This window comes from Nitratireductor pacificus pht-3B (assembly GCF_000300335.1).
GTDB lineage: Bacteria > Pseudomonadota > Alphaproteobacteria > Rhizobiales > Rhizobiaceae > Nitratireductor > Nitratireductor pacificus.
This window is the reverse complement of record NZ_AMRM01000003.1, coordinates 210,381-231,900: the sequence shown is the minus strand read 5'-3', so window position 1 is coordinate 231,900 and position 21,520 is coordinate 210,381. Positions and strand designations below refer to the sequence as shown.

The following is a 21,520-nucleotide window of genomic DNA, read 5'->3' as shown; positions in this document are numbered from 1 at the left end:
GCCGGGCGGTCAGGCGATGGTCCGAGACGGCCGGGATGCGATCCTGATTTCCCGGCACCCGGACCTGCCCGCCCTTGCCGCACGCCGTTACGGGGAGTAAGGCAGGGCAAGGTGCCTTCCGGGTGCCAGCCAGCCCTCGCGCGGACCTGATTCTGACCCAGGCCGCGCGCGACAGCCAGCGCTTCCAAGCATGAAAGTCTGGAGACCGCCCGATGCCCGCGCGCTTTTCCCTTTGCATTGCCGCTCTTTGCCTCTCGGTTGCGCCATGCGTGGCCCAGGATGGTGAAGGAGCCGTCGGCCGGGACATCGGCGCACGTGTCGCCGACGGCTTCGTGACGCCGGCGCTGGCCGATTTTGCGCGTACGAGCGGACGACTGGCCGGGGCGATGCGCGTCCTGTGCGGCAATCCCGCGCCGACGGAGCTTGCCGCGGCGCAGGTCGATTTCAGGAAGACCGTGACCGCCTGGGGCCGGGTCTCGGTGCTGCGCTTCGGTCCGCTGACGGCGGAGAACCGTTTCGAGCGGATCTATTTCTGGCCCGATGTGCGGGGCGTGACGCTGCGCCAGGTCCAGGGCTTTCTGGCCTCCGAGGAACCGGTTTCCGCCGCCTCTCTGGCTGAGCGAAGCGTTGCCCTGCAGGGTCTGCCGGCGCTCGAATATGTGCTGTTCGGCACGGGCGCGGAGACGCTCGGCAACGGGGAGGGCGGCAACGGGCAGGGCGGCACGCGGCGCTGCGCCTATGGCGCGGCCATAGCCGACAATGTGGCGGGCATTGCCGGGGAGATCGCGGAATTATGGAGCGAAGGCGGCGATTTCCACGTCTCCTTCACCGCGCCGGGTCCGGACATGAACCCCTACCGCTCCGCCGAGGAAGTCGCGGGCGAGATCGTCAAGGCCGCCGGCACGGCGCTGGAGTTCACCCGCAACGCGGAGCTCCTGCCGGCGCTCGGCAGGGCCAACGGCCAGGCGCACGGCCGGCGCGCGCCGTTCTGGCGCAGCGAATGGACCTTCGGCCTTGTCGCTGCCCAGCTCTCCGCCGTGGAGGACCTGGTGCGCGAAGCCGGATTTGTCGAGGGGCCTGACGAGACCGTCAACGGCTACGGCCGCAGCATGCTTTTCGACATCGGCCATGCCCGCGCGGCGCTGGAAGCGGTGCCCCTTGCACCGGAGCACGCCTTCGAGGAGGCGCAGTGGCGCGCGCGGATCACCTATGCGACGGTGGCGCTGGAAGGGGCGAAACATACGCTGAACGGACAGCTGGCCGGTGCGCTCGGTCTGGTGATGGGATTCAATGCGCTCGACGGAGATTGACCGCCGCACATTCCTCGCTCTCGGCGGGGCCGCCCTCCTTCTGCCGGCCGAAGCGGCCCGCGCCGCCGACGAGGCGCTGTTCCTCGGCGCGCGCCTGCGCGCCGGCGGTTTCGAGGCGGCGGTGATCGATGCCGCCGGCCGCGACCGGCTGGTCCTGCCGCTCGAGGCGCGCGGCCATTCCTTCGCCATCGACGCTCCCCGCCGCAGGGCGGTCGCCTTCGCCCGCTCGCCCGGCCGCTTCGCGGTCGGCTTCGCGATCGACGGCGGGGAGGATCCCGTGGCGTTCGCCCCGCCGCCGGACCGGCATTTCTACGGACACGGTGTGTTCACGCCGGACGGGCGCCTCCTGCTGGCGACCGAGAATGATTTTGCCGGCGAACGGGGCGTGACCGGGCTTTACGATGCCACCGACGGCTTCCGCCGCGTCGGCGAGTTCGCAACGGGCGGCATCGGGCCGCACGAGCTGGTGCTGATGCGTGACGGCAGGACGCTGTGCATTGCCAATGGCGGCATCCTGACCCATCCCGACTACGAGCGGGTCAAGCTCAATCTGGCCACCATGAAGCCGAACCTCGCCTATGTCGACTGCGAGACGGGCGATCTGCTGGAGGAGGCGGAGCTGGCGCCGGAACTGCACCAGCTCTCCATTCGCCACATGGTGCTCGACGGGCAGGGGCATGTCTGGTTCGGCGCGCAGTATCAGGGCGAGGACAGTGCGACGCCGCCGCTCGTCGGCCGCCACAGGCGGGGACATGCGATCGAGCTCTTCACCGGACCCGAGGCGACGCTGAAGGCACTCGACAACTATGTCGGCTCGGTTTCGACGGATCTTTCCGGCGAGATCGTCGCCACCTCGTCGCCGCGCGGCGGCATCGCCGTCTTCTGGGATGCCGCGACGGGAAAATGCCTCGGCGAACGCGTGCTGAAGGACGGCTGCGGGCTGGCGCCGCTGGGACCGCGCCAGCTGATCGAAACCAGCGGCCGCGGCGCGATCGTCCGCACCGGCCCGGACGGCGCGACGGAAAGCCTGCGCCGCGAGGCTGCGGATGCACCCGCCTGGGACAATCACCTGCGGCGGGTATAAAGCGCGCCGCATGGCCGCAACGGCGCGGGACGGATTTTCTCCCGGACAGGGAGCGCTTCCCGCTTGCCGTGACGCGCCGATCTTCCTATGTTCTGCCCGTTCTCAGGGCGGGGTGAAAGTCCCCACCGGCGGTATGCGGCACGAGCCGCGAGCCCGCGAGCGCCTTCCCGGATCACCGTGCCTCCATTCGGAGGCACAATGGATGGTCCAGACCAGCGACGGATCTCGGTCCGATGCGCCGGCCGATAACCGGGAAGGGTCAGCAGACCAGGTGCGATGCCTGGGCCGACGGTCACAGTCCGGATGAGAGAGAACGTGCAGCTGTTTTCCGCGCCCCGGCTCCGGGCCGCGCGGAACGCTGTCCGTGATCGCCTTGGGTGACGTGTCCGTTGCGAAAGGAGATCACGATGACACACACCCGCTATGCCTTCATCAAGGCCAACTGGCATGCCGATATCGTCGACCGCGCGCTGGAGGGATTCTGCACCCTGATTCCGGCCGACCAGGTCGATGTGTTCGACGTTCCCGGCGCCTTCGAGATGCCGCTTCTGGCACGCGATCTCGCGGCCTCGGGCCGCTATGCCTGCGTCGCCGCCGCCGCCTTCGTGGTCGATGGCGGCATCTACCGTCACGATTTCGTGGCGCAGGCCGTCGTCGACGGGCTGATGCGGGCGGGGATGGATACGGGCGTGCCGGTGTTGTCGGTGTCGCTCACCCCGCATCACTATCAGGAGACCGAGCATCACACGCGCATCTATCGCGAGCATTTCGTGGAGAAGGGCCGCGAGGCGGCCAGGGCCGCGCTGATGATCGGCCGGACGCGCGCCGCGCTGGCGGCCTGAAACCGCGGTGGAAAGAAGTTTGCGCCGGGATTCGGTCCCGGCGCTCTGAAAACCAGCAAGGACAAAAGGTTAGCGCGGTCGGCGGAATCGCTTTCTCAAGGCTCCGCCGCCATCAGCGCCGGTTGTGGACCGCCGCCAGCGCCTCGCCGAAGGCTTCCTCGAAGCAGGCGATCTCGTCTTCCGGCCCGACGCTGACCCGGATGCAGCGGTCGAGGCCGGGTGTCGCCGGCTTGCGCACGAAAACGTCGCGCGCCAGAAGCCCCTGCATGACCGCCTCGGCGATCTCCCTGCCGCCGCAATCGATGGCGACGAAGTTGGTCGCCGACGGGACGGCCTTGAGATGATGCGCCGCGGCGATCCCGGCGATGCGCCTCCTGCATGCGGCGATCCTGTCCAGCGTCGCGGCGAGATGGGCTTCGTCCTCGAGCGCGGCCAGGCTGGCCGCCTGTGTGATGAGCGGCATTCCGAAATGATTGCGGATCTTGTCGAAGGCGCGGATCGTCTCCGCCTCGCCGATGGCATAGCCGCAGCGCATGCCGGCCAGCGCATAGGCCTTCGAGAAGGTGCGCATGCGCAGGAGATTGGGCCGTCCGGTGTCGAAGGGCGGCAGGGCCGATGCGGGCGCCGTCTCGCCATAGGCCTCGTCGAGGACGAGCATGGTCGTTTCCGGCAGGCTTGCCGCGAAGGCCGCGATCTCCGCGCCGTCCCACCACGTGCCCATTGGATTGTCGGGATTGGCGAGATAGACGAGCGGCGCGCGCTCCCGGATCGCCGCTTCCCGCAGCCCTTCGAGGTTCTCGCGGTCCCCGTCGTAGGGAACCGTGACGAGACGGCCGCCGAAACCGGCGACGTGATAGTTGAAAGTCGGATAGCCGCCGAGCGAGGTCACGACCGGCGTGCCGGGCTCGATGTAGAGCCGGGCGACGAGGCCGAGCAGCGAATCGATGCCTTCGCCGACAACGATGTTGCCGATGCCGACGCCATGCCGGGCGGCGAGCGCGCTGCGCAGCGCGAAGCTTTCGGGGTCGCCGTATTTCCAGACGTCGCCGGCCGCCTGGCTCATCGCGGCGATGACGCGGGGCGAGGGGCCGAAACCGTTTTCATTGGCGCCGAGCCGGGCGCGGAAGGGACGCCCCATGGCGCGTTCCTGCGTCTCCGGGCCGACGAACGGCACGGTGGAGGGCAGGGAGCCGGCGAGCGGTGTGAGCGGGGGGCGTGATGTCATGGGATGAGGGTCGGCGCTTCGGTTGGAACTGGCGCGACCCTACAGCAAGCCCGGCGCGAACGGTACAGCTTTTGCCGCCGCGCGGAGAGAGGAAGCAGCCCGCGCGATGTCGGGCAAAAAAACAAGGCCCGGGAAAATCCCGGGCCTTGCCTTATCCAGTAACGGGACTTCGGATTAGAAGTCGCGCTGGAAGCGGAGGAAGCCGTGCCACTGGTCGAGATCGCCGGCCGGCGTGTCGAAGCTGGTGTAGTTGACGGCAAGCTTCGCGTTGAAGTTCTGGACGATCTGGTAGTCCAGGGTCGTGCCGAGGTTCCAGGCATCGACGTCAACCAGAGCGACGTCATGACCGACGTTGCTGTAGTACGCGCCGCCGATAGAAGCGGTCAGCTTCGGCGTGGCCTTGAAGCCGAGCACAGCAGCCACGGTCCATTCGGCGCCCGGGTGAATCGCGGTGCCGGCGTAGGTGGTCGTGGCGATGCCGTCGAACGGGTTGGCCGAGTAGAAGCTGATGCCGCTTTCGTACTGGGCGAGGGCTTCGACGAAGAGGCGATCGGTGAGGTTCGCCTTGATGATGCCCTTGATCGCGAATTCTTCAGCCGTTGCGTCGTACGCGGCATAGAGGTTCGCGGAGCCCCAGCCCTGGGTGAGGCCGACGCGACCGACCACATTCGGGGTCCAATCGTAGTCTTCGTCGGCTTCTTCGAGCATGGCGGTGAACGACCAGCCGTTGCCGCCTACGAAGTTGTAGCCGATGAAGTGAACGCGCGAGTACGGGAAGTAGCCGCGGTCCTGCTCACCATGGAGGCCCGTATCCCAGATCGAGTCGGACATACCCATCGAGAGGCCGCCGAGCGAGATGATCGCCTGCTGCAGGTTCACACCCGAGCTCGTCACACCGTGCGAGTATGCATCACCCTCGTTCAGGCCAACGGTCGCCAGAGCCGAGTCGTTGGAGCTGGTGCCGCGCAGCTTGATGAAGGCGCCGAGCGTGCCGTACTCGGTCTCCGAGCGGGCGTCGATGTTCAGCTCGCCGCGAGCATACTTGTCCCAGCCATCGGAATCACCGAAGTCGCCGTTCGAGAAGCCCATCTGGTAGCGAACCATGCCGCTAATCTTGAGGCAGGTCTCGGTGCCGGGGATGTAGAAGAAGCCTGCGCCGTAGACGTCGCAAACGCGGACATATTCCATCGCTTCCGGCTCGGGGACGACGATCGGATCGGCAGCCTTGGCGCCGGTCGCAGCGGCCATCAGGGCCGCGGAGCCAATCAGAAGGCTCTTGAGTTTCATGTTCTGACCTCCAGTCAAAGTTCTAAATACGGGTCTGGGTATTTTGCTGAAGGACAGCGTTCCCTGCCCCATCCCCAAGAAAAGAAAAGTTTGCGCTTTCACGCCCCTTTCCGAGCCTGACATTACTCATGCGGATCGCCGGTTCAACTGCGATTACGCGGCGAGAGGCGGTAGCGACATGCTATCCGTTCCGCCTGTTGCACAAATGACACGATCTGGCGGTGCGGGTCAGACTTTTTTAACTCTTGGCGCCCGCCAGGACACTGTTCGTCGGCTCATTCGTCGCGAAATGCACCGCCGGCACGACGAATCGTGGACCGGAGATTCGCCGGGCGGCACCGATTCCCGGTTCGCAGCGCCCCGGAATGCGCGCCGGGAGCACGAAACGGCTTCCTCCGTGTGCCGCGACACTATAATAGGGCGGTGAAAGGCGAATGCCGTATTGATTGTGCGGCGGGTTTTCTTTATCCAGCCTTTCGCCGGAGAGGTGGCCGAGTGGTCGAAGGCGCTCCCCTGCTAAGGGAGTAGACCCGGAAGGGTCTCGTGGGTTCGAATCCCATCCTCTCCGCCATTATCGCGCTCACGGCAGTCTCGCTTCACTCGACACCTCCGCGGGGGCGGGCGAAAGCCCGGGCCGCGGTCGCGGCCTTTGGCGCCGATTCTGGAACCTCTCTCGGTCTCCCGGCCCTGTTTCCCTAGCGTTTCCATTGTTCCGCTTTTGCAGCGGATTCGAGAGGCATGGCCGCAGAGATCTTTTATTAACCGTTTAACATCAATTGCTTGCCTCTTTTTCCCTTGAGATTTCAGCGATTCTGACTGGAGGTCAGAACATGAAACTCAAGAGCCTTCTGATTGGCTCCGCGGCCCTGATGGCCGCTGCGACCGGCGCCAAGGCTGCCGATCCGATCGTCGTCCCCGAGCCGGAAGCGATGGAATATGTCCGCGTTTGCGACGTCTACGGCGCAGGCTTCTTCTACATCCCCGGCACCGAGACCTGCCTCAAGATCAGCGGCATGGTTCGCTACCAGATCAACTGGACCGAGGACGACGACGGCTGGAAGAAGTTCGCTCGCGGCGAGCTGAACATCGACGCCCGCTCGGAGACCGAGTACGGCACGCTCGGCGCCTTCATCAAGCTGCGCGCTGACAGCAACCACGCTGGCTACACGCCGGCCGGTTCGCCAACGCCGTGGGCAACCACTGCTGGTCCTCTCCCGGCGCCTGGTGTCAACGACGGCGATGCTCTGTCGCTCGGCGTTGGTTCGTCCGTCGGCCTCCAGCAGGCAATCATTTCGCTCGGCGGCCTCTCCATGGGTCTCTCCGACACGCTCTACGACGCCGGCCTGTCCGGTGAGTTCGACAGCGGTGGCGGTGATCGCGTTCACTTCATCAGCTACACCTTCGTGCCCGGCAACGGCGTCGCTGTGACCCTGGCGCTCGAAGAAGCTGACACGAACTACGACTACACGCCGAACGTTGTTGGTAAGGTCGGTCTTACCCAGGGTTGGGGTAGCGTAAACCTCTGGGCTGCTTACGACGCCACGGCTGAAGAGTTCGCCGTCAAGGGTATCGTCAAGGCAGACCTGTCTGACCGCCTCTGGGTTGAAGCCATTGCCACCTACGAAAGCGGCATGAACTTCTACTCCGTCGATCCGTTCAACGTTACGGGAACCGGCTATGCATCTTCGCTCCGGTTTGGTTCCGAGTGGTCCGTCGGCGGCTTGATCGGCTACAAGTTCACGCCGAAGCTGAAGGCTTCGCTTGGTGCGCAGTACTACAGCGACGTTGGTCATGACCTGGTTTCGACCACGTTCGGTGGCGATGTTAACTTCCTCAGCGTTGGTGCAACCGTCGATTACACGATCGTCGAGAACTTCAACGCGAAGCTGGCGGTCAACTACGGCAAGCTCGACACGCCTGCTGGCGATTTCGATGGCTGGAACGGCTTCCTGCGCTTCCAGCGTGACTTCTAAGCCAAGCGCTTAGGTAGGAATGTGAAGCCCGGCGGCATACCGCCGGGCTTCATTTCCGGAATTTCCTGTCGGCGCGCGGGCGCCACCTGGCCGGTTCCCGGCTGTGTGGAGAGGTTTGACAGGGATGAACGGCTCGGCTTTCGAAGCCGTACCCACTCGGTGGTCAAAAGGACCGCCTAAAAAATACCTCTCGGTCAATGGTTTATGAACAATGATCCGGGAGTGTGCAAAAAACGATGGACCTTCCTGAGCGGACAGCAGTAGTATCCTTCTGGGGACTGAAATACGTTTGGGGAAACTGAGATTTTACAGCTTCAGGGGTGGGGCGGCACTCAGAGGGATACCGACAGTAGAAACATAACGCGTCCGGGAAATTACCCAACATGAGTTTGGTAATCGATTCGGATGGCGAGTGGAATCTATCGGTTTCCCGCTATTCGGTAACGTTTGGCAGCGAGCGTCTTCGGCTCGTTTCTGAGTTTAGTTTGAAAGAACTCTTCGCAAAGTATGCTGACATACTTTGGGAGCCGGGAAAGCACAGATACAACGTCACTTTCTTCATCGGTGAGCTCGACGAGCTCATGATGGGGCAGCGCTTTAGCGCCTTCGACCAGGAAACGCTTGACGATCTGGTCGGGAAACTGCGTGCCCGCGGAAACAGCAACGCGACCATCAACAGAAAGATGGCCGCGCTGAGCAAGCTTCTGCGGAAGGCGCATAAGATGGGCGACATCCATAGCTTGCCGGAGTTCCGGCGTCAGAAGGAGCGATCCGGACGGATTCGTTTCCTCTCGCGCGACGAAGAGCAGATGCTGTTCGCGGCCATCCGGCGACGCAATGAGGACATGGGCAGGTTATCGGTCTTTCTGGTCGACACCGGCTGTCGCCTGGGCGAGGCGCTCGGTCTCACCTGGAACGACGTGATCGACGGACGCGCCAGCTTCTGGATCACCAAATCGGCCCGCGCCCGGTCCGTGCCTCTGACCCAACGCGCGCAGAAGGCGGTTTCCATTCCCAAAGACGGTGCCAAGGGTCCGTTCGCGATGCTGCGCCAGGCGCAGTACCGCACGGTCTGGAACGAGGCGAAAGCGGAGGTCGGCCTGTCTCAGGACGATCAGGTGGTACCGCACGCGCTGCGCCACACCTGCGCCTCGCGGCTGGTGCAGGGCGGGATCGACCTGCGCCGCGTCCAGATGTGGCTCGGCCACCAGACGCTGACCATGACCATGCGCTACGCCCATCTGGCGACCAGCGATCTGGACCCCTGCGTGAGCGTGCTCGAAGGCTGCCGCAGGACCGGCCGTGGGAAGAAAGCCGGCCGCGACTGAGAACGGAAGCGGCCGGGACGGCGAGGCGCGTCGCCTCTGGGTCGGTTCATCGTTTCACAGAAACGCTGTTCCGTTCCCTCTGCGTGCTTCTCTGCGCTTGCGGGCGTCAGGTGATTCCATCCGGTGGTATAACGCGGCCGTCAAACGGGAACCGCTCTACGGCGCGTTACGTCCATTCGGACGCGCAAGGGACGCTGTCCCTCTGCATTGCCCGGACGTCAGGTGCTGCCGCCTGACAGCAAAATGCTCTACCGCTCGGCCTTCCGGATGAAGGCGGCGATGCGCTTCGGCAGGTCTCCGGTTTCAAGCAGCGGCGCATGTCCCTGACCCTCGACGGTGATCTGTTCCATCGCCGGATTGCGCGCCGCCATTTCCGCCAGCGTCTGCGCCGAGAGCAGGCGGGAGTTTGCGCCGCGGATCGCCATCAGGGGCATGGCAGCGAGCCCGTCGAATTGCGGCCACAGGGCGGGCAGGGGCTGGTCGAGGTCAATCGCCTGCAGCGCCTTCAGGAGCCTGGGGTCGAAGTCCGGCGACAGGAAACCGTCCTTTTCCCGGTAGAGCGCTTCGGCGAAGCGCGCCCAGTCGGCATCCGTCAGGGCGGAAAAATCGTCGCCATGCGCCGCCTTCTGGATCACGACGGCCTCGGCGAGGTTGCGCGGGCGCGGCGCGCGTTTCAGATAGGAGCGGATATGCGCCAGGCCATGGCCGTCGATCACCGGGCCGATATCGTTGAGAATCACCGCCTTCAGCGCCGCCGGCCGCGTCGCGGCGAGGACCATCGCGATCAGCCCGCCGCGCGACGTGCCGATGAAGGCGCCATGCTCGATCCCCATCACGGTCAGGCCCGCCAGGATGTCGGCGGCCTCCACCGCCACGTCATAGCGCTTCCAGTCCGGATCGTAGTCGGAAAGCCCGCGGCCGCGATAGTCGAAGGCGGCGACCCTGCGCCCGTGCTTCTGGGAGAGGAGCACCGCCAGGGCGTGGAAGTCGCGCGCGTTGCGCGACAGACCGGGCAGGCAGATGACGGGCAGGCCGCCATTGCCGGCGCCGTAGAGCCGGGCGTGCAGGCGAAGCCCGTCCTGCGCCGAATAATAGATGTCGCTATAGGTCTCGTCGGCCACCGGCGCCCCGTCCTCCGTCTGCACGATCCGCTTCCGCATCGACAGCTATAGAGTATCTTGCGGTGCGGTGGAAACGCCTGACGCCTGCAGAGGCACGGAGAAGCAGGAAGATGGCGGCATGGCCCGTCGATGACTCGGGAGCGCGCGGCGGCGACGCAAGGCGAGCGGCAGAATGCCTGAAAGGAAGGGCTTGCCGTGAATCAGCCGCCGGCCGCCAGGTCCGCCTCGATCTCGACCCGCCCGGACAGGCGCATCTTGTAGACCTGGTAGTTCTCCATCACCCGCTGCACATAGTTGCGCGTCTCGGCGAAGGGGATGCGCTCGATCCAGTCGACCACGGCGTCGATGTTCTGCCCGCGCGGGTCGCCATAGCGCTCGACCCAATCGGAAGCGCGGCGCGGGCCGGCATTGTAACCGGCGAAGGTCAGCACATAGGACCCGGCGAAACGCTCGAGCTGCTCGTCGAGATAGGCCGAGCCGAGCGTCGCGTTGTAGGCCGTATCCTGCGTCAGCCGGTCGCGCGAATAGGGCAGGCCGCTCCTGCGCGCCATCTCCCGCGCCGTTGCCGGCATGAGCTGCAGCAGTCCACGCGCGCCGGCGGGTGAGACGGCGCCGCCGTTGAACTCGGTCTCCTGCCGCGCCACCGCATAGGCGAGCGCCTTCCGGTCGGGCGGGATCGACGCCTCCGAGGGGATGGCCCCCAGCGGATGCGCCAGCGACCCGATGCTCATGCCGCGGCCGGCCGCGATCTTGCCGACGCGCAGCGCCAACATGTGGTCGCCGCGCCTTTCCGCCATCATCGCCAGCAGGGCCAGTTCGCCGGGATTGGTGAGCATGCCCGCCAGGTCGCGGTAGAGGGCAGCGGCGCGCCATTCATGGGCCGTGCCTTCCAGAAGCCTGATGGCGCGCACGGTCTCGCGCGCCGAGAACCGTCGCCGTTCCGCGTCGGTGGGAACGGGATAGGCGGCCGCCAACGCCGAGCGGCCGAGCTTTGCGGCTGCAAGCTGGCCGTAGAACGCCGCGCCAAAGGAGGCGGCGCGCTCATAATACTGCGTGGCATCGCCCGGCCCGCCGGCCTCCGCCGCGCGGCCGAGCCAGTAATAGGCGCGGGCGTTGGAGATCGGTCCCTCCGAGAGAGCGGCGATGCGCAGGAAATGCGTCGCCGCGCGGCCGGCGTCGTCCAGGTGGCGCAGCGCGTACCAGCCTGCGTGGAACTCGGCGTCGGCGGCGCGCGCCGGACTTTCGGCGGCGTGCGCGGCGGCCACGCGGTAGGCGGTCCCGGCGTCGCCGGCGTCGAGCAGTTCGCGCGAAAGGGCACGCCGCTCGATCCACCATTCGTCGGGATCGACCAGCGCGGCGGCATCGCGCGGCGCGCGCAGCATCACGGCAGCGGCCTCGGAGTAATCGCCCGCCCGGCGCAGATGGCGGGTCCGGGCGAAGAGATAGCCGGCGCTGCGCTGTTCCTTCGGAACCGCATCGAGCAGCTTGGGCGCGTCCCTGCCGCCGCGGATGACGGCGGCCCAGGCCTTCGCCAGAGCCTCGCCATTGCCGAGCTTCGCCACCCGCTCGGCCGAGCGCACGCGGTCCTCATAGAGCATGCGTTCCATGCGGAAACGGTGGTCGGCGGCCGGGATCAGCGCGCCGAATTCGCGGAGAAAGGCGGTCTCCTGCGCGGCCGAGAGCTTGGCTTGCCGCCAGACGGGCGACAGGACGGCGCGCGCTTGGTCCTGCTGGCCAAGCGCCAGATGCGCGCGGGCCAGGGCCAGCGCGCCCTCATAGGTCTCCGGTTTTCTCTGGGCGAAGATGTCGAGGACGGTTCGGGGCGAGGCGTTTTCGCGGTAGAGCGCGCGCTCCCCATGCGCGCGCAGGCCGGCGATGTCCGGCCAGCCGGACAGATCCTCCGCCGTCGCGGCGATCTCGGCGCTTGTCAGCCCCTGAAGGCCCGAAACGGCGATGGCCCAGGACAGAAGCCGCCGTTCCAGCGCCTTGCGGGGGAGGCCGTCGCGCAGGTGTCGGGCCTCGTCGAGCCGGCCGAGTGAAAGCGCATCGAGCCCGGCGAGCATCGCCTGCGCGTCTCTTCCATCAAGGCCGTCGGGCAGGGTTGGTCTGACGGTCGCGGTTCTCGTCACCTGGTCGATGGCGGCTTCCGGCGCGGTCACCGCATTGGGCCGGGCAAACGGCGTCGGCGCGACCGCAGGCAGGTCCTGCGCGGCGGCGGCCTGCGTCAGGCCACACACCGGCGCGAGGGCCAGCAGGAAAGGAAGAAGGGCGGCGCGGACTTTCATCGGGCGGCGGTTTCCCAGGACGCACGGGCAATGGTGCCGTACGGCTACTCTATCGATCACATGTGAAGTGCGGATTAAGCACCGGGCGCCCGTTTCGTCCGGGCGTTGGCCCCGGTCTTCGTCGAATCGACGCAAGTGCAAAATCGGCACAGTTTCCCGCTTCTTGCAGCCTGGAGATGGCAAGACTATGGTGCGCCGCTTGATCTTCGGTTAGAAGCGTCCGGCGCCGGCTTGCCGCCGGCGCAGACCAGCCAATTCATTCAGGAGTTCGCCATCATGTTCAGGGGGTCCCTCACAGCGCTTGTGACGCCGTTCGGCAAGGACGGGAGCCTGGACGAGAAAGCGTTCCGCGACTTCGTCGAATGGCAGATCGCCGAGGGCACGAACGGGCTGGTTCCGGTCGGCACCACGGGTGAATCGCCGACGCTGAGCCATGAGGAGCACCGCGAGGTCGTCCGCCTGTGCGTCGAGGTTGCCGCCGGGCGCGTTCCGGTGATCGCCGGCGCCGGCTCGAACTCGACCCGCGAGGCCGTGGCTCTGGCGCAATATGCCGAGACGGTCGGCGCGGACGGCGTGCTGGTCGTCACGCCCTATTACAACAAGCCGAACCAGTGCGGCCTCTACGAGCACTACGCCAGCGTGGCGCGCGCGACGAAGCTGCCGATCGTGATCTACAACATTCCGCCGCGCTCGATCATCGACATGACGCCGGAGACCATGGGCCGGCTGGCGAAGGATTTTTCCAACATCGTCGGCGTCAAGGATGCGACGGCCAAGGTCGACCGTGTCAGCGAGCAGCGGGCGAGCTGCGGCGCGGAGTTCATCCAGCTTTCGGGCGAGGACGCCTCTGCCCTGGGCTTCAACGCCCATGGCGGCGTCGGCTGCATCTCGGTGACGTCGAATGTCGCGCCGCGGCTCTGCGCCGCGTTCCAGAAGGCCTCGCTCGAGGGTGACCGGGCACGGGCAATCGAACTGCAGGACCGCCTGATGCCGCTGCACAAGGCGCTGTTCATCGAACCCAATCCGGGCGGCGCGAAATATGCGCTGTCGCGCCTTGGCCGCATGGAGAACGTGCAGCGCCTGCCGCTGGTGCCGGTCGAGACGGAAACCGCCGCGCGCATCGACGCCGCGCTCAAGCATGCGGGCTTGATGAACTGAGGCAGAGCCCCCAGTTATCCAGGACCATGGCCAAGGACAAGAATCCCAATCAGAAGACGGTCGCCGACAACCGCAAGGCGCGCTTTTCCTATGAGGTGCTCGACACGCTCGAGGCCGGCATCGTGCTGGCTGGAACCGAGGTGAAGTCGCTGCGCGAGGGACAGGCGAACATCCAGGAATCCTATGCCTCGATCGAGGGCGGCGAGTTCTGGCTGATCAACGCCTATATCCCGGAATACTTTGCCGGAAACCGCTTCAACCATGAGCCGCGCCGCAGGCGCAAGCTGCTGTTGTCCAAGCGCGAGATGGCGCGGCTGGGCCAGGCCATCGAGCGCGAGGGCATGACGCTGGTGCCGCTAAAGCTCTATTTCAACGAGCGCGGCCTGGCGAAGCTGCATCTGGCCGTCGCGCGCGGCAAGAAGCTGCACGACAAGCGCGAGACATCCAAGCAGCGCGACTGGAACCGCGAGAAGGCGAGGCTGTTGAAGCAGCATGGGTGAGAAAGAGAGCGAATAGGGAGTTTTGCTTGCGCTCCCTCCGCCTCCGCCAATTTTTCTATTCGCTATTCGCTATTCGCTACAAACCTCTCTACCGCGCCGAACACATCCACGAACATCGCCTCGGTCAGGCGCCCGGTATTGGTGTTGTAGCGCGAGCAGTGATAGCTGGAGAACAGCGTCAGCCCGGCGATCTCCTGGCGGCCGCCATGGCTGAAGGGATGCGCGGCGACGCGCCCGCCGAGCGCCCGCACGGTCGATTGATGGGCGATCAGGCCGAGCGTCACGATTGCTCGGAGACTGGGAAACCGCGCCAGCGCCGGGGCGAAGAAATGCGTCCGGCAGGTGTTGATCTCGGCGCCGACCGGCTTGTTTTCCGGAGGGACGCAGCGCACCGCATTGATGATCGCCGTATCCACCAGCTCAAGGCCGTCGTCGGGTCGGGCGGCGTAGCGGCCGCGCGCGAAACCGAAACGCAGCAGGGTGTCGTAGAGCAGGTCGCCGGCGTAGTCGCCGGTGAAGGGCCGTCCCGTGCGGTTCGCGCCGCGCAGGCCGGGCGCCAGCCCGACGATCAGTAGCCGCACCGCATCATCGCCCGCCTTGGGCGTGAAGATGGGGACGGGTCCGTTGTGCCAGTCCGGCTCCCGGTCGCGCCAGCCGGCGATGAAATCGTGCAGGCGGGGACACAGCGCGCAATCATGCGGCGGCTCGTGAAGCGCTTTGGCGGAACTCATAAATCGTCGAAAGGCTCGTCTTCATCCTGTTGCGGCTCGGCCTTGCGGACGGGCCGCTCGCTTGTCGCACGCCCGACCATGTCGCGCAACGAGACGAGATCGATGAAATTGTCGGCCTGCCGCCGCAGGTCGTCGGCGATCATCGGCGGCTGCGACTGGATGGTCGACACCACGCTGACCTTGCGCCCCTTGCGCTGCAGCGCCTCGACCAGCGTGCGGAAGTCGCCGTCTCCGGAGAAGATCACATAGTGGTCCACGACATCCGAAAGCTCCAGCGCGTCGATCGCCAGCTCGATGTCCATGTTGCCCTTGATCTTGCGCCGGCCGGCTGAATCGGTGAATTCCTTTGCCGGCTTGGTCACCACCTTGTAGCCGTTGTAGTCCAGCCAGTCGATCAGCGGGCGGATCGAGGAATACTCCTGATCCTCGACGAGGGCGGTGTAGTAGTAGGCGCGCAGCAGATAGCCGCGCTCGCGAAAGCTGCTGAGCAGCTTGCGATAATCGATGTCAAAGCCGAGTGCGCGCGATGTCGCGTAGAGATTTGCTCCGTCTATGAACAGAGCGATTTTCTCGCGTGGATCGAACATCTTGAAAAATCCCTTGTCAAAAAGATCGTATCGGAATGGCCCCGAGCCGACACGTTGCAAAAAAGGCCCAAATAGCTATCACTTATGATGAAATAGCGCTGGAAAATGATAGTTCCAACCAATAAATGGAATTGTTGTAAATACAAGCGAACCGGGTCTTGGCTCCTGCCGGAAGGACGCTTTCGGTGCTTTCGCCATCACGGCGCCGCAATTGCGTGTGCGAGCTGTCTCGCAAGCGGCAGGCGCCCTTGAATTTCGCCGGCGTTCGGGCTATGGACCCGCAAGATTCCTTCACAGATTGACGCATGAAAGGGGCACCTTATGGCCCGTGTGACCGTTGAAGACTGTATCGACAAGGTAGATAACCGGTTCGACCTGGTCCTGCTGGCCGGCCACCGCGCCCGCCAGATTTCCCAGGGCGAGGCCATTACCGTCGATCGCGACAACGACAAGAATCCCGTCGTGGCGCTGCGCGAGATCGCCGACGAGACGCTCTCGCCCGGCGACCTCAAGGAAGCGCTGATCCACTCGCTGCAGAAGCATGTCGAGGTGGACGAGCCGGAAGCCGATCTGCCGGCCATCAGCGAGCCGACCGACGCCCCCGCCGAAGCCGTTGCCGAGACGGAAGAAGAGGTCGTCTCCTTCGACCGGATGAGCGAGGAAGACCTGCTCGCCGGCATCGAGGGCCTGGTCGCGCCGGAAAAAAGCGACGATTTCTGATCTGGAGGCATCACCGGGCGCGGCTGCCTCTTCCGCCTCGGTTGTTTCCTGCCTATCTTGAACATGCGCCGTGCACGCCGCGGCGCATGTTTTGTATTGCGCGACGCATAGCCGGGCGCAGCTGGTCATAACGAGGAAGCCGCCCATGATGCGTCAGTACGAGCTTGTCGAGCGTGTCCAGCGCTACAAGCCTGACGTCAACGAGGCGCTTCTCAACAAGGCTTATGTCTACGCGATGCAGAAGCACGGCCACCAGCGCCGCGCTTCCGGCGACCCCTATTTCTCGCACCCGCTCGAAGTGGCGGCGATCCTCACCGACATGCATCTGGACGAGGCGACCATCGCGGTCGCCCTGCTGCACGACACGATCGAGGACACCAGCGCCACGCGCGCCGAGATCGACGAGCTGTTCGGCCCCGACATCGGCAAGCTGGTCGATGGACTGACCAAGCTGAAGCGGCTCGACCTGGTGTCGAAGAAGGCGCATCAGGCGGAGAACCTGCGCAAGCTTCTGCTGGCGATCTCCGAGGATGTGCGCGTGCTTCTCGTCAAGCTGGCGGATCGCCTGCACAACATGCGCACGCTCGATCACGTGCCCGAGGCGAAGCGCCTGCGCATCGCCGAGGAGACGATGGAGATCTACGCGCCGCTCGCCGGCCGCATGGGCATGCAGGACATGCGCGAGGAGCTGGAGGAGCTGGCCTTCCGCTACATCAATCCGGAGGCGTTCCGCGCCGTCACCGAGCGGCTGGCCGAGTTCTTCGAGCGCAACCGGGGCGTCATCAAGGCCATCGAGGAAGCGCTGTCGCACCTGTTCGCCGAACACCACATCAAGGCGACGGTGAAGAGCCGGCAGAAGAAGCCCTGGTCGGTGTTCCGCAAGATGGAGACCAAGGCGCTCTCCTTCGAACAGCTCTCCGACATTTTCGGCTTCCGCGTGCTGGTCGACACGGTGGAGGACTGCTACCGGGCGCTGGGCGTCATCCACGCCACCTGGTCGATGGTCCCGGGGCGCTTCAAGGACTACATCTCGACGCCGAAGCAGAACGATTACCGCTCGATCCACACCACCATCGTTGGCCCGTCGCGCCAGCGCGTCGAGCTGCAGATCCGCACCTTCGAGATGCACAGGATCGCCGAATACGGCGTTGCCGCCCATTCGATCTACAAGGATCTGGGCGGCAAGGTGAACGGCGCCGACCACAGGATCTCGCGCGACACCAATGCCTATGCCTGGCTGCGGCGCACCATCGAGGCGCTGTCGGAGGGCGACACGCCCGAGGACTTTCTCGAGAACACCAAGCTGGAGCTGTTCCAGGACCAGGTGTTCTGCTTCACGCCGAAGGGGCAGCTCATCGCTCTGCCGCGCGGCGCGACGCCGATCGACTTCGCCTATGCGGTGCACACGGATGTCGGCGACACCTGCGTCGGCGCCAAGGTCAACGGCCGCATCATGCCGCTGATGACGGAACTGAAGAACGGCGACGAGGTGGAGATTGTCCGCTCCAAGGCGCAGGTGCCGCCTGCCGCGTGGGAATCGGTGGTGGTCACCGGCAAGGCGCGGGCGGCCATCCGCCGCGCCACGCGCAACGCCATCCGCAAGCAGTATTCCGGCCTCGGCGCGCGGATCCTCGAACGCGCCTTCGACCGCGCGGGAAAGACGTTTTCGCGCGATGCGCTGAAACCCATCCTGCACCGGCTGGGCCGCCAGGACGTGGAGGACGTGCTGGCCGCCGTGGGGCGCGGCGAGCTGTCCTCGCAGGATGTCGTGCGCGCCGTCTTCCCCGACTACAAGGACGAACGCGTCACGCAGGCGCCAAAGGAGCGGGAGGAGGGCTGGTTCAACCTCCGCAACGCCGCCGGCATGCTGTTCCAGATTCCCGGCCGCTCGTCGCGCAAGGCGAAGCGCGCCAAGGGCGGCGAGCAGGCCAAGGAAACGAACGGGCACGGCGCCCTGCCCATTCGCGGTGTTTCCGGCGACCTGCCGGTGCGTTTCGCGCCCGAAGGCGCTGTTCCGGGCGACCGCATCGTCGGTATCCTTCATCCGGGGTCCGGCATCATCATCTACCCCATTCAGTCGCCGGCGCTGACCGCCTTCGACGACCAGCCGGAACGCTGGATCGACGTACGCTGGGACATCGACGAGCACATGAAGGAGCGTTTTCCCGTGCGCCTGTCGGTCACGGCGATCAACGAGCCGGGCTCGCTGGCCGAGATCGCGCAGCTCATCGCGGCGAACGATGCCAACATCCACTCCCTTTCGATGGAGCGGACGGCGCCCGATTTCACCGAAATGCTGTTCGACCTGCAGGTCTGGGACCTGAAGCATCTGAACCGCCTGGTCTCGCAGCTCAAGGAAAGCAACTGCGTCAGCGACGCGCACCGGGTGAACGGCTGAGGCCCGACGGCCCGGTGTTTGCCGTCCGCAGATAGAACGCTCTATCTCATTGTTTCTCCGAATGTATGCGGGTGCCGGGTGATTCCACCCGACTGCGAAATGCTCTACGGTCGGGCAAACCGCGCAACGAGGTGTCTCATGGCCAACAACGACAACCGCTCGCCGCGTCTTGCGGTCCTGATCGACGCCGACAACGCCTCGGCACGGATCGCAGACGGGCTGTTCGAGGAAATCGCCAAGATCGGCGAGGCTAGCGTCCGCCGCATCTATGGCGACTTCTCCAGCACGCGCTCGAAGGCGTGGGCGGAGATCCTGTCGAAGCACGCGATCATCCCGCAGCAGCAGTTCGCGTACACGACCGGCAAGAATGCCTCCGACATCACGCTGGTGATCGACGCGATGGATCTCCTGCACAGCGGCCGGCTCGACGGGTTCTGTCTCGTGTCCTCGGACAGCGACTTCACGCGGCTCGCCGCGCGTATCCGCGAGCAGGGGATCGACGTCTACGGTTTTGGCGAGCAGAAGACGCCGGAGAGTTTCCGGCAGGCATGCCGCCGTTTCGTCTATACGGAAAACCTGCTGCCCGACGCGGTGGCCGATGCGCCCGACGCCGGCAGGTCCAAGAAGCCGCTCCAGCCCATCGCCAAGGCGACGCCCATCATCAGGAAAGTGCTCTCGCAGATGGAGCCGGACGACGGCTGGGTACCGCTCGGCGCCCTGGGGACGCAGCTTGCCAACCTCGCCTCGGATTTCGACCCGCGCACCTATGGCTTCCGCAAGCTGAGCGACCTGGTGCGCAAGACCAACGCCTTCGAGATCGACCATCCCGAGGGTGGGGTGCTGAAGATCCGCGAGAAGCGCCGGAGGGGAAAGTCCGGCTGAGCACCGCCCCAATTCCGCCCACACCCCGCGCTAGGCCTTGCCCTGTCCGCCCGACCCGCCGGGAAATCCTCGCAGAGCGGGGTGCTTCCCTTGCCCATCGCGAGCCGGCCCGCCTATATCGGGTTGATGGCGCGTCCGTGGGAACGCGTCGTTAAGGGGCGAGACTTAGTCTATCCTTCGGTGTGGGCAGGGATTCGTTTTTTCTGGGGCGTGGTGTCACCGCATGTTGTTTCGACGCAGGAAGCCGGCTGATGTTTGGGAGCGGACCCGCACCATGGTGTGGCCGCGCCGCTCGTTCTGGCGGTCCGCGCAGTATTTCGTCAAGCGCGCCCTGAGGCTGACGGCCACGCCACACGCCATCGCCGCCGGCGTCGCCGCGGGAGTCTTCGCCTCCTTCACGCCCTTCATGGGATTTCACTTCTTCATCGCCGCGCTGCTGGCCTGGTGCGTCGGCGGCAATCTGGTCGCCTCGGCCCTCGGCACCGCCGTCGGCAATCCGCTGACCTTCCCTTTCATCTGGGGCGCGACGCTGGAGACGGGACGGCTGATCCTCTATGCCGGCCATGAGGCGAATGTCGCGCCCGTGCATATCGGGCGGATGCTGCGCCATTTGGAGTTCTCGCAGCTCTGGCAGCCGCTGATCAAGCCGATGACCGTCGGCGCCCTGCCACTCGGGATGGTCTTCGCCGTGTTCTTCTACGTGCTGACGCGGTGGGCGACGATCACGTTTCGCGAGCAGCGGCGCAAGCGGCTCGCCGAGCGCGCCCGCCGCCGCGCCCGTGCGCAATCCCTCGGCCCACGCACCGCGACCAGCTGATGATCATCGGCATCGGCAGCGACCTCATCGACATCCGCCGCGTCTCCAAGACCCTGGAGCGCTATGGCGAGCGTTTCACGCAGCGCGTCTTCACCGAGGTCGAGCGCGCCAAGTCCGACAGGCGCAGCGAACGGGCGGCCTCCTACGCCAAGCGCTTCGCCGCCAAGGAAGCCTGCTCGAAGGCACTGGGCACCGGCATTTCGCGCGGCGTGTTCTGGCGCGAGATGGGTGTCGTCAACCTGCCGGGCGGCAAGCCGACCATGCAGCTCACCGGCGGCGCGGCGCTGCGTCTGGCATCGATGACGCCCGACGGCACGGAAGCGCATATCCATCTGACGATCACCGACGATTATCCGCTGGCGCAGGCTTTCGTCATCATCGAGGCCGTGCCGCGGCGCTGACCGCGCAAAAGCGGGCGCGCGCCGCGAAACCGAAATAAACAGGCCTGCGCCGCTGCCGCATTGCCGCGGGGCCGCGGGCGCGATAAGACCGAGCCGAAAGATCTGAACCGAGGATATGATGAGCGTGGCCGACAAATCGACGAAGAAATCGGGCGGGTTGGGCGAGACCGTGAGTGTGATCATCCAAGCGCTGCTTCTGGCGCTGGTGATCCGCACCTTCCTGTTCCAGCCGTTCTCGATCCCGTCCGGGTCGATGCGGCCAACCCTGCTCGAGGGCGACTATCTGTTCGTCACCAAATGGGCCTACGGCTATTCGCGGCATTCCCTGCCGTTCTCGCCGCCGCTCTTCTCCGGCCGCATCTGGGGCGGTGAGCCGGAGCGCGGCGATGTGGTGGTGTTCAAGTTCCCGCCGAATCCGTCGATCGATTACATCAAGCGGGTGGTCGGCCTGCCGGGCGACACGATCCAGATGCAGGGCGGTGCGCTCTACATCAACGGCGAGGCCGTCGAACGCGAGAAGATCGGACAGATCGACGATGCGGACGTCACCGAGATGGATCGCCCGGTCGATCTCTACCGCGAGACGCTGCCCAACGGCGTGTCCTACGAGACGCTCGACCTGACCCCGAACGGCGTCGGCGACGACACGCGCGAATTCGTCGTTCCCGAGGGCCATTACTTCATGATGGGCGACAACCGCGACAACTCCGCCGACAGCCGCTTCTCGGTCGGCTTCGTGCCGCTGGAAAACCTGGTCGGCCGTGCCAACATCATCTTCTTTTCCATCGCCGGCGGCGCCAGCCCGCTCGAACTGTGGCGCTGGCCGTCCGAGGTGCGCCCGTCGCGCATCTTCGACTGGGTCGACTGAGAT

At 65.6% G+C, this 21,520-nt stretch carries 19 protein-coding genes, 1 tRNA gene and 1 riboswitch; of the genes, 14 read left to right on the top strand and 6 right to left on the bottom strand.

The features are described 5' to 3' along the window. Positions 1–269: 269 nt before the first annotated feature. From NA2_RS04155 to NA2_RS04145, 3 genes are all read left to right on the top strand, one after another. Positions 270–1,310 carry an imelysin family protein gene (locus NA2_RS04155; RefSeq protein WP_244423581.1) on the top strand — a complete coding sequence of 347 codons (1,041 nt, stop codon included), beginning with the start codon at positions 270–272 and terminating at the stop codon, positions 1,308–1,310. Then, positions 1,291–2,394, top strand: coding sequence for a DUF1513 domain-containing protein (locus tag NA2_RS04150; protein WP_008594505.1), 1,104 nt, complete (start codon positions 1,291–1,293; stop codon positions 2,392–2,394). The genes NA2_RS04155 and NA2_RS04150 overlap by 20 nt, the downstream gene beginning before the upstream one ends. A 94-nt stretch (positions 2,395–2,488) precedes the next feature. Next, a riboswitch (FMN riboswitch) is annotated at positions 2,489–2,713 on the top strand. Between the two features lie 88 nt (positions 2,714–2,801). Further along, the gene (locus NA2_RS04145) at positions 2,802–3,236 is read left to right on the top strand and encodes a 6,7-dimethyl-8-ribityllumazine synthase (protein WP_008594503.1); all 435 of its coding nucleotides are present in this window, start codon (positions 2,802–2,804) and stop codon (positions 3,234–3,236) included. 112 nt (positions 3,237–3,348) lie between these two features. Here the strand turns inward: NA2_RS04145 and NA2_RS04140 are convergent, their stop codons facing one another. Both NA2_RS04140 and NA2_RS04135 read right to left on the bottom strand, forming a co-directional pair. Then, on the bottom strand, positions 3,349–4,461 hold the full coding sequence (locus tag NA2_RS04140) for a pyridoxal phosphate-dependent aminotransferase (protein WP_040676677.1): 1,113 nt from the start codon (positions 4,459–4,461) through the stop codon (positions 3,349–3,351). A 174-nt stretch (positions 4,462–4,635) separates the two neighbouring features. Continuing rightward, complete coding sequence (locus tag NA2_RS04135; RefSeq protein WP_008594500.1) at positions 4,636–5,748, bottom strand: porin; 1,113 nt, start codon at positions 5,746–5,748, stop codon at positions 4,636–4,638. A 481-nt stretch (positions 5,749–6,229) separates the two neighbouring features. Between NA2_RS04135 and NA2_RS04130 the strand changes: the two genes are divergently transcribed. From NA2_RS04130 to NA2_RS04120, 3 genes are all read left to right on the top strand, one after another. Further along, a tRNA-Ser gene (locus tag NA2_RS04130) sits at positions 6,230–6,319 on the top strand. A 259-nt stretch (positions 6,320–6,578) separates the two neighbouring features. Continuing rightward, on the top strand, positions 6,579–7,721 hold the full coding sequence (locus NA2_RS04125; protein ID WP_008594498.1) for a porin: 1,143 nt from the start codon (positions 6,579–6,581) through the stop codon (positions 7,719–7,721). Positions 7,722–8,104: 383 nt separating this feature from the next. After that, positions 8,105–9,049: a tyrosine-type recombinase/integrase gene (locus NA2_RS04120; protein WP_081582602.1), complete on the top strand. Its 945-nt coding sequence runs from the start codon at positions 8,105–8,107 to the stop codon at positions 9,047–9,049. Between the two features lie 248 nt (positions 9,050–9,297). On the opposite strand, the gene NA2_RS04115 is transcribed toward NA2_RS04120, so the two are convergent. Both NA2_RS04115 and NA2_RS04110 read right to left on the bottom strand, forming a co-directional pair. Next, the gene (locus tag NA2_RS04115; protein WP_008594494.1) at positions 9,298–10,209 is read right to left on the bottom strand and encodes an alpha/beta fold hydrolase; all 912 of its coding nucleotides are present in this window, start codon (positions 10,207–10,209) and stop codon (positions 9,298–9,300) included. A gap of 161 nt (positions 10,210–10,370) precedes the next feature. Then, positions 10,371–12,455 carry a lytic transglycosylase domain-containing protein gene (locus NA2_RS04110; RefSeq protein ID WP_008594491.1) on the bottom strand — a complete coding sequence of 695 codons (2,085 nt, stop codon included), beginning with the start codon at positions 12,453–12,455 and terminating at the stop codon, positions 10,371–10,373. Between the two features lie 276 nt (positions 12,456–12,731). Here NA2_RS04110 and dapA point away from each other — a divergent pair, with 276 nt between their 5' ends. Both dapA and smpB read left to right on the top strand, forming a co-directional pair. Further along, positions 12,732–13,613 (top strand): 4-hydroxy-tetrahydrodipicolinate synthase, encoded by an 882-nt coding sequence (gene dapA / locus NA2_RS04105; protein WP_008594489.1) that lies wholly within the window; start codon positions 12,732–12,734, stop codon positions 13,611–13,613. A 26-nt stretch (positions 13,614–13,639) separates the two neighbouring features. Beyond that, positions 13,640–14,113 (top strand): SsrA-binding protein SmpB, encoded by a 474-nt coding sequence (gene smpB, locus NA2_RS04100; RefSeq protein WP_008594488.1) that lies wholly within the window; start codon positions 13,640–13,642, stop codon positions 14,111–14,113. A 62-nt stretch (positions 14,114–14,175) separates the two neighbouring features. Here the strand turns inward: smpB and NA2_RS04095 are convergent, their stop codons facing one another. Continuing rightward, positions 14,176–14,844: a uracil-DNA glycosylase gene (locus NA2_RS04095; protein WP_008594486.1), complete on the bottom strand. Its 669-nt coding sequence runs from the start codon at positions 14,842–14,844 to the stop codon at positions 14,176–14,178. Next, positions 14,841–15,431: a LabA-like NYN domain-containing protein gene (locus NA2_RS04090; RefSeq protein WP_008594485.1), complete on the bottom strand. Its 591-nt coding sequence runs from the start codon at positions 15,429–15,431 to the stop codon at positions 14,841–14,843. Before NA2_RS04090 ends, NA2_RS04095 begins: the two co-directional genes overlap by 4 nt. Before the next feature lie 321 nt (positions 15,432–15,752). Between NA2_RS04090 and rpoZ the strand changes: the two genes are divergently transcribed. The 6 genes from rpoZ to lepB all read left to right on the top strand — a co-directional run bounded on the left by rpoZ (position 15,753) and on the right by lepB (position 21,517). After that, a complete protein-coding gene (gene rpoZ, locus NA2_RS04085) occupies positions 15,753–16,151 on the top strand; it encodes a DNA-directed RNA polymerase subunit omega (protein ID WP_008594484.1) in 399 nt (132 codons plus the stop codon). A 145-nt stretch (positions 16,152–16,296) separates the two neighbouring features. Further along, positions 16,297–18,549: a RelA/SpoT family protein gene (locus NA2_RS04080; protein WP_008594482.1), complete on the top strand. Its 2,253-nt coding sequence runs from the start codon at positions 16,297–16,299 to the stop codon at positions 18,547–18,549. A gap of 138 nt (positions 18,550–18,687) precedes the next feature. Beyond that, complete coding sequence (locus NA2_RS04075; RefSeq protein WP_008594480.1) at positions 18,688–19,431, top strand: NYN domain-containing protein; 744 nt, start codon at positions 18,688–18,690, stop codon at positions 19,429–19,431. Between the two features lie 223 nt (positions 19,432–19,654). After that, positions 19,655–20,248 (top strand): DUF2062 domain-containing protein, encoded by a 594-nt coding sequence (locus tag NA2_RS04070; protein ID WP_040676674.1) that lies wholly within the window; start codon positions 19,655–19,657, stop codon positions 20,246–20,248. Continuing rightward, positions 20,248–20,649, top strand: coding sequence for a holo-ACP synthase (gene acpS, locus NA2_RS04065; protein ID WP_008594475.1), 402 nt, complete (start codon positions 20,248–20,250; stop codon positions 20,647–20,649). Before NA2_RS04070 ends, acpS begins: the two co-directional genes overlap by 1 nt. A gap of 118 nt (positions 20,650–20,767) precedes the next feature. After that, entirely contained in the window at positions 20,768–21,517 is a 750-nt protein-coding gene (gene lepB, locus NA2_RS04060) for a signal peptidase I (protein WP_040676706.1), read from the top strand. Positions 21,518–21,520 lie beyond the last annotated feature (3 nt).

Bases quoted from the DNA above. Each gene is read 5' to 3' on its own strand.
- NA2_RS04150 (WP_008594505.1), top strand. From the start codon at position 1,291: ATGCGCTCGACGGAGATTGACCGCCGCACATTCCTCGCTCTCGGCGGG.
- NA2_RS04145 (WP_008594503.1), top strand. From the start codon at position 2,802: ATGACACACACCCGCTATGCCTTCATCAAGGCCAACTGGCATGCCGAT.
- NA2_RS04140 (WP_040676677.1), bottom strand. From the start codon at position 4,461: ATGACATCACGCCCCCCGCTCACACCGCTCGCCGGCTCCCTGCCCTCC.
- NA2_RS04135 (WP_008594500.1), bottom strand. From the start codon at position 5,748: ATGAAACTCAAGAGCCTTCTGATTGGCTCCGCGGCCCTGATGGCCGCT.
- NA2_RS04125 (WP_008594498.1), top strand. From the start codon at position 6,579: ATGAAACTCAAGAGCCTTCTGATTGGCTCCGCGGCCCTGATGGCCGCT.
- NA2_RS04120 (WP_081582602.1), top strand. From the start codon at position 8,105: ATGAGTTTGGTAATCGATTCGGATGGCGAGTGGAATCTATCGGTTTCC.
- NA2_RS04115 (WP_008594494.1), bottom strand. From the start codon at position 10,209: ATGCGGAAGCGGATCGTGCAGACGGAGGACGGGGCGCCGGTGGCCGAC.
- NA2_RS04110 (WP_008594491.1), bottom strand. From the start codon at position 12,455: ATGAAAGTCCGCGCCGCCCTTCTTCCTTTCCTGCTGGCCCTCGCGCCG.
- dapA (WP_008594489.1), top strand. From the start codon at position 12,732: ATGTTCAGGGGGTCCCTCACAGCGCTTGTGACGCCGTTCGGCAAGGAC.
- smpB (WP_008594488.1), top strand. From the start codon at position 13,640: ATGGCCAAGGACAAGAATCCCAATCAGAAGACGGTCGCCGACAACCGC.
- NA2_RS04095 (WP_008594486.1), bottom strand. From the start codon at position 14,844: ATGAGTTCCGCCAAAGCGCTTCACGAGCCGCCGCATGATTGCGCGCTG.
- NA2_RS04090 (WP_008594485.1), bottom strand. From the start codon at position 15,431: ATGTTCGATCCACGCGAGAAAATCGCTCTGTTCATAGACGGAGCAAAT.
- rpoZ (WP_008594484.1), top strand. From the start codon at position 15,753: ATGGCCCGTGTGACCGTTGAAGACTGTATCGACAAGGTAGATAACCGG.
- NA2_RS04080 (WP_008594482.1), top strand. From the start codon at position 16,297: ATGATGCGTCAGTACGAGCTTGTCGAGCGTGTCCAGCGCTACAAGCCT.
- NA2_RS04075 (WP_008594480.1), top strand. From the start codon at position 18,688: ATGGCCAACAACGACAACCGCTCGCCGCGTCTTGCGGTCCTGATCGAC.
- NA2_RS04070 (WP_040676674.1), top strand. From the start codon at position 19,655: ATGTTGTTTCGACGCAGGAAGCCGGCTGATGTTTGGGAGCGGACCCGC.
- acpS (WP_008594475.1), top strand. From the start codon at position 20,248: ATGATCATCGGCATCGGCAGCGACCTCATCGACATCCGCCGCGTCTCC.
- lepB (WP_040676706.1), top strand. From the start codon at position 20,768: ATGAGCGTGGCCGACAAATCGACGAAGAAATCGGGCGGGTTGGGCGAG.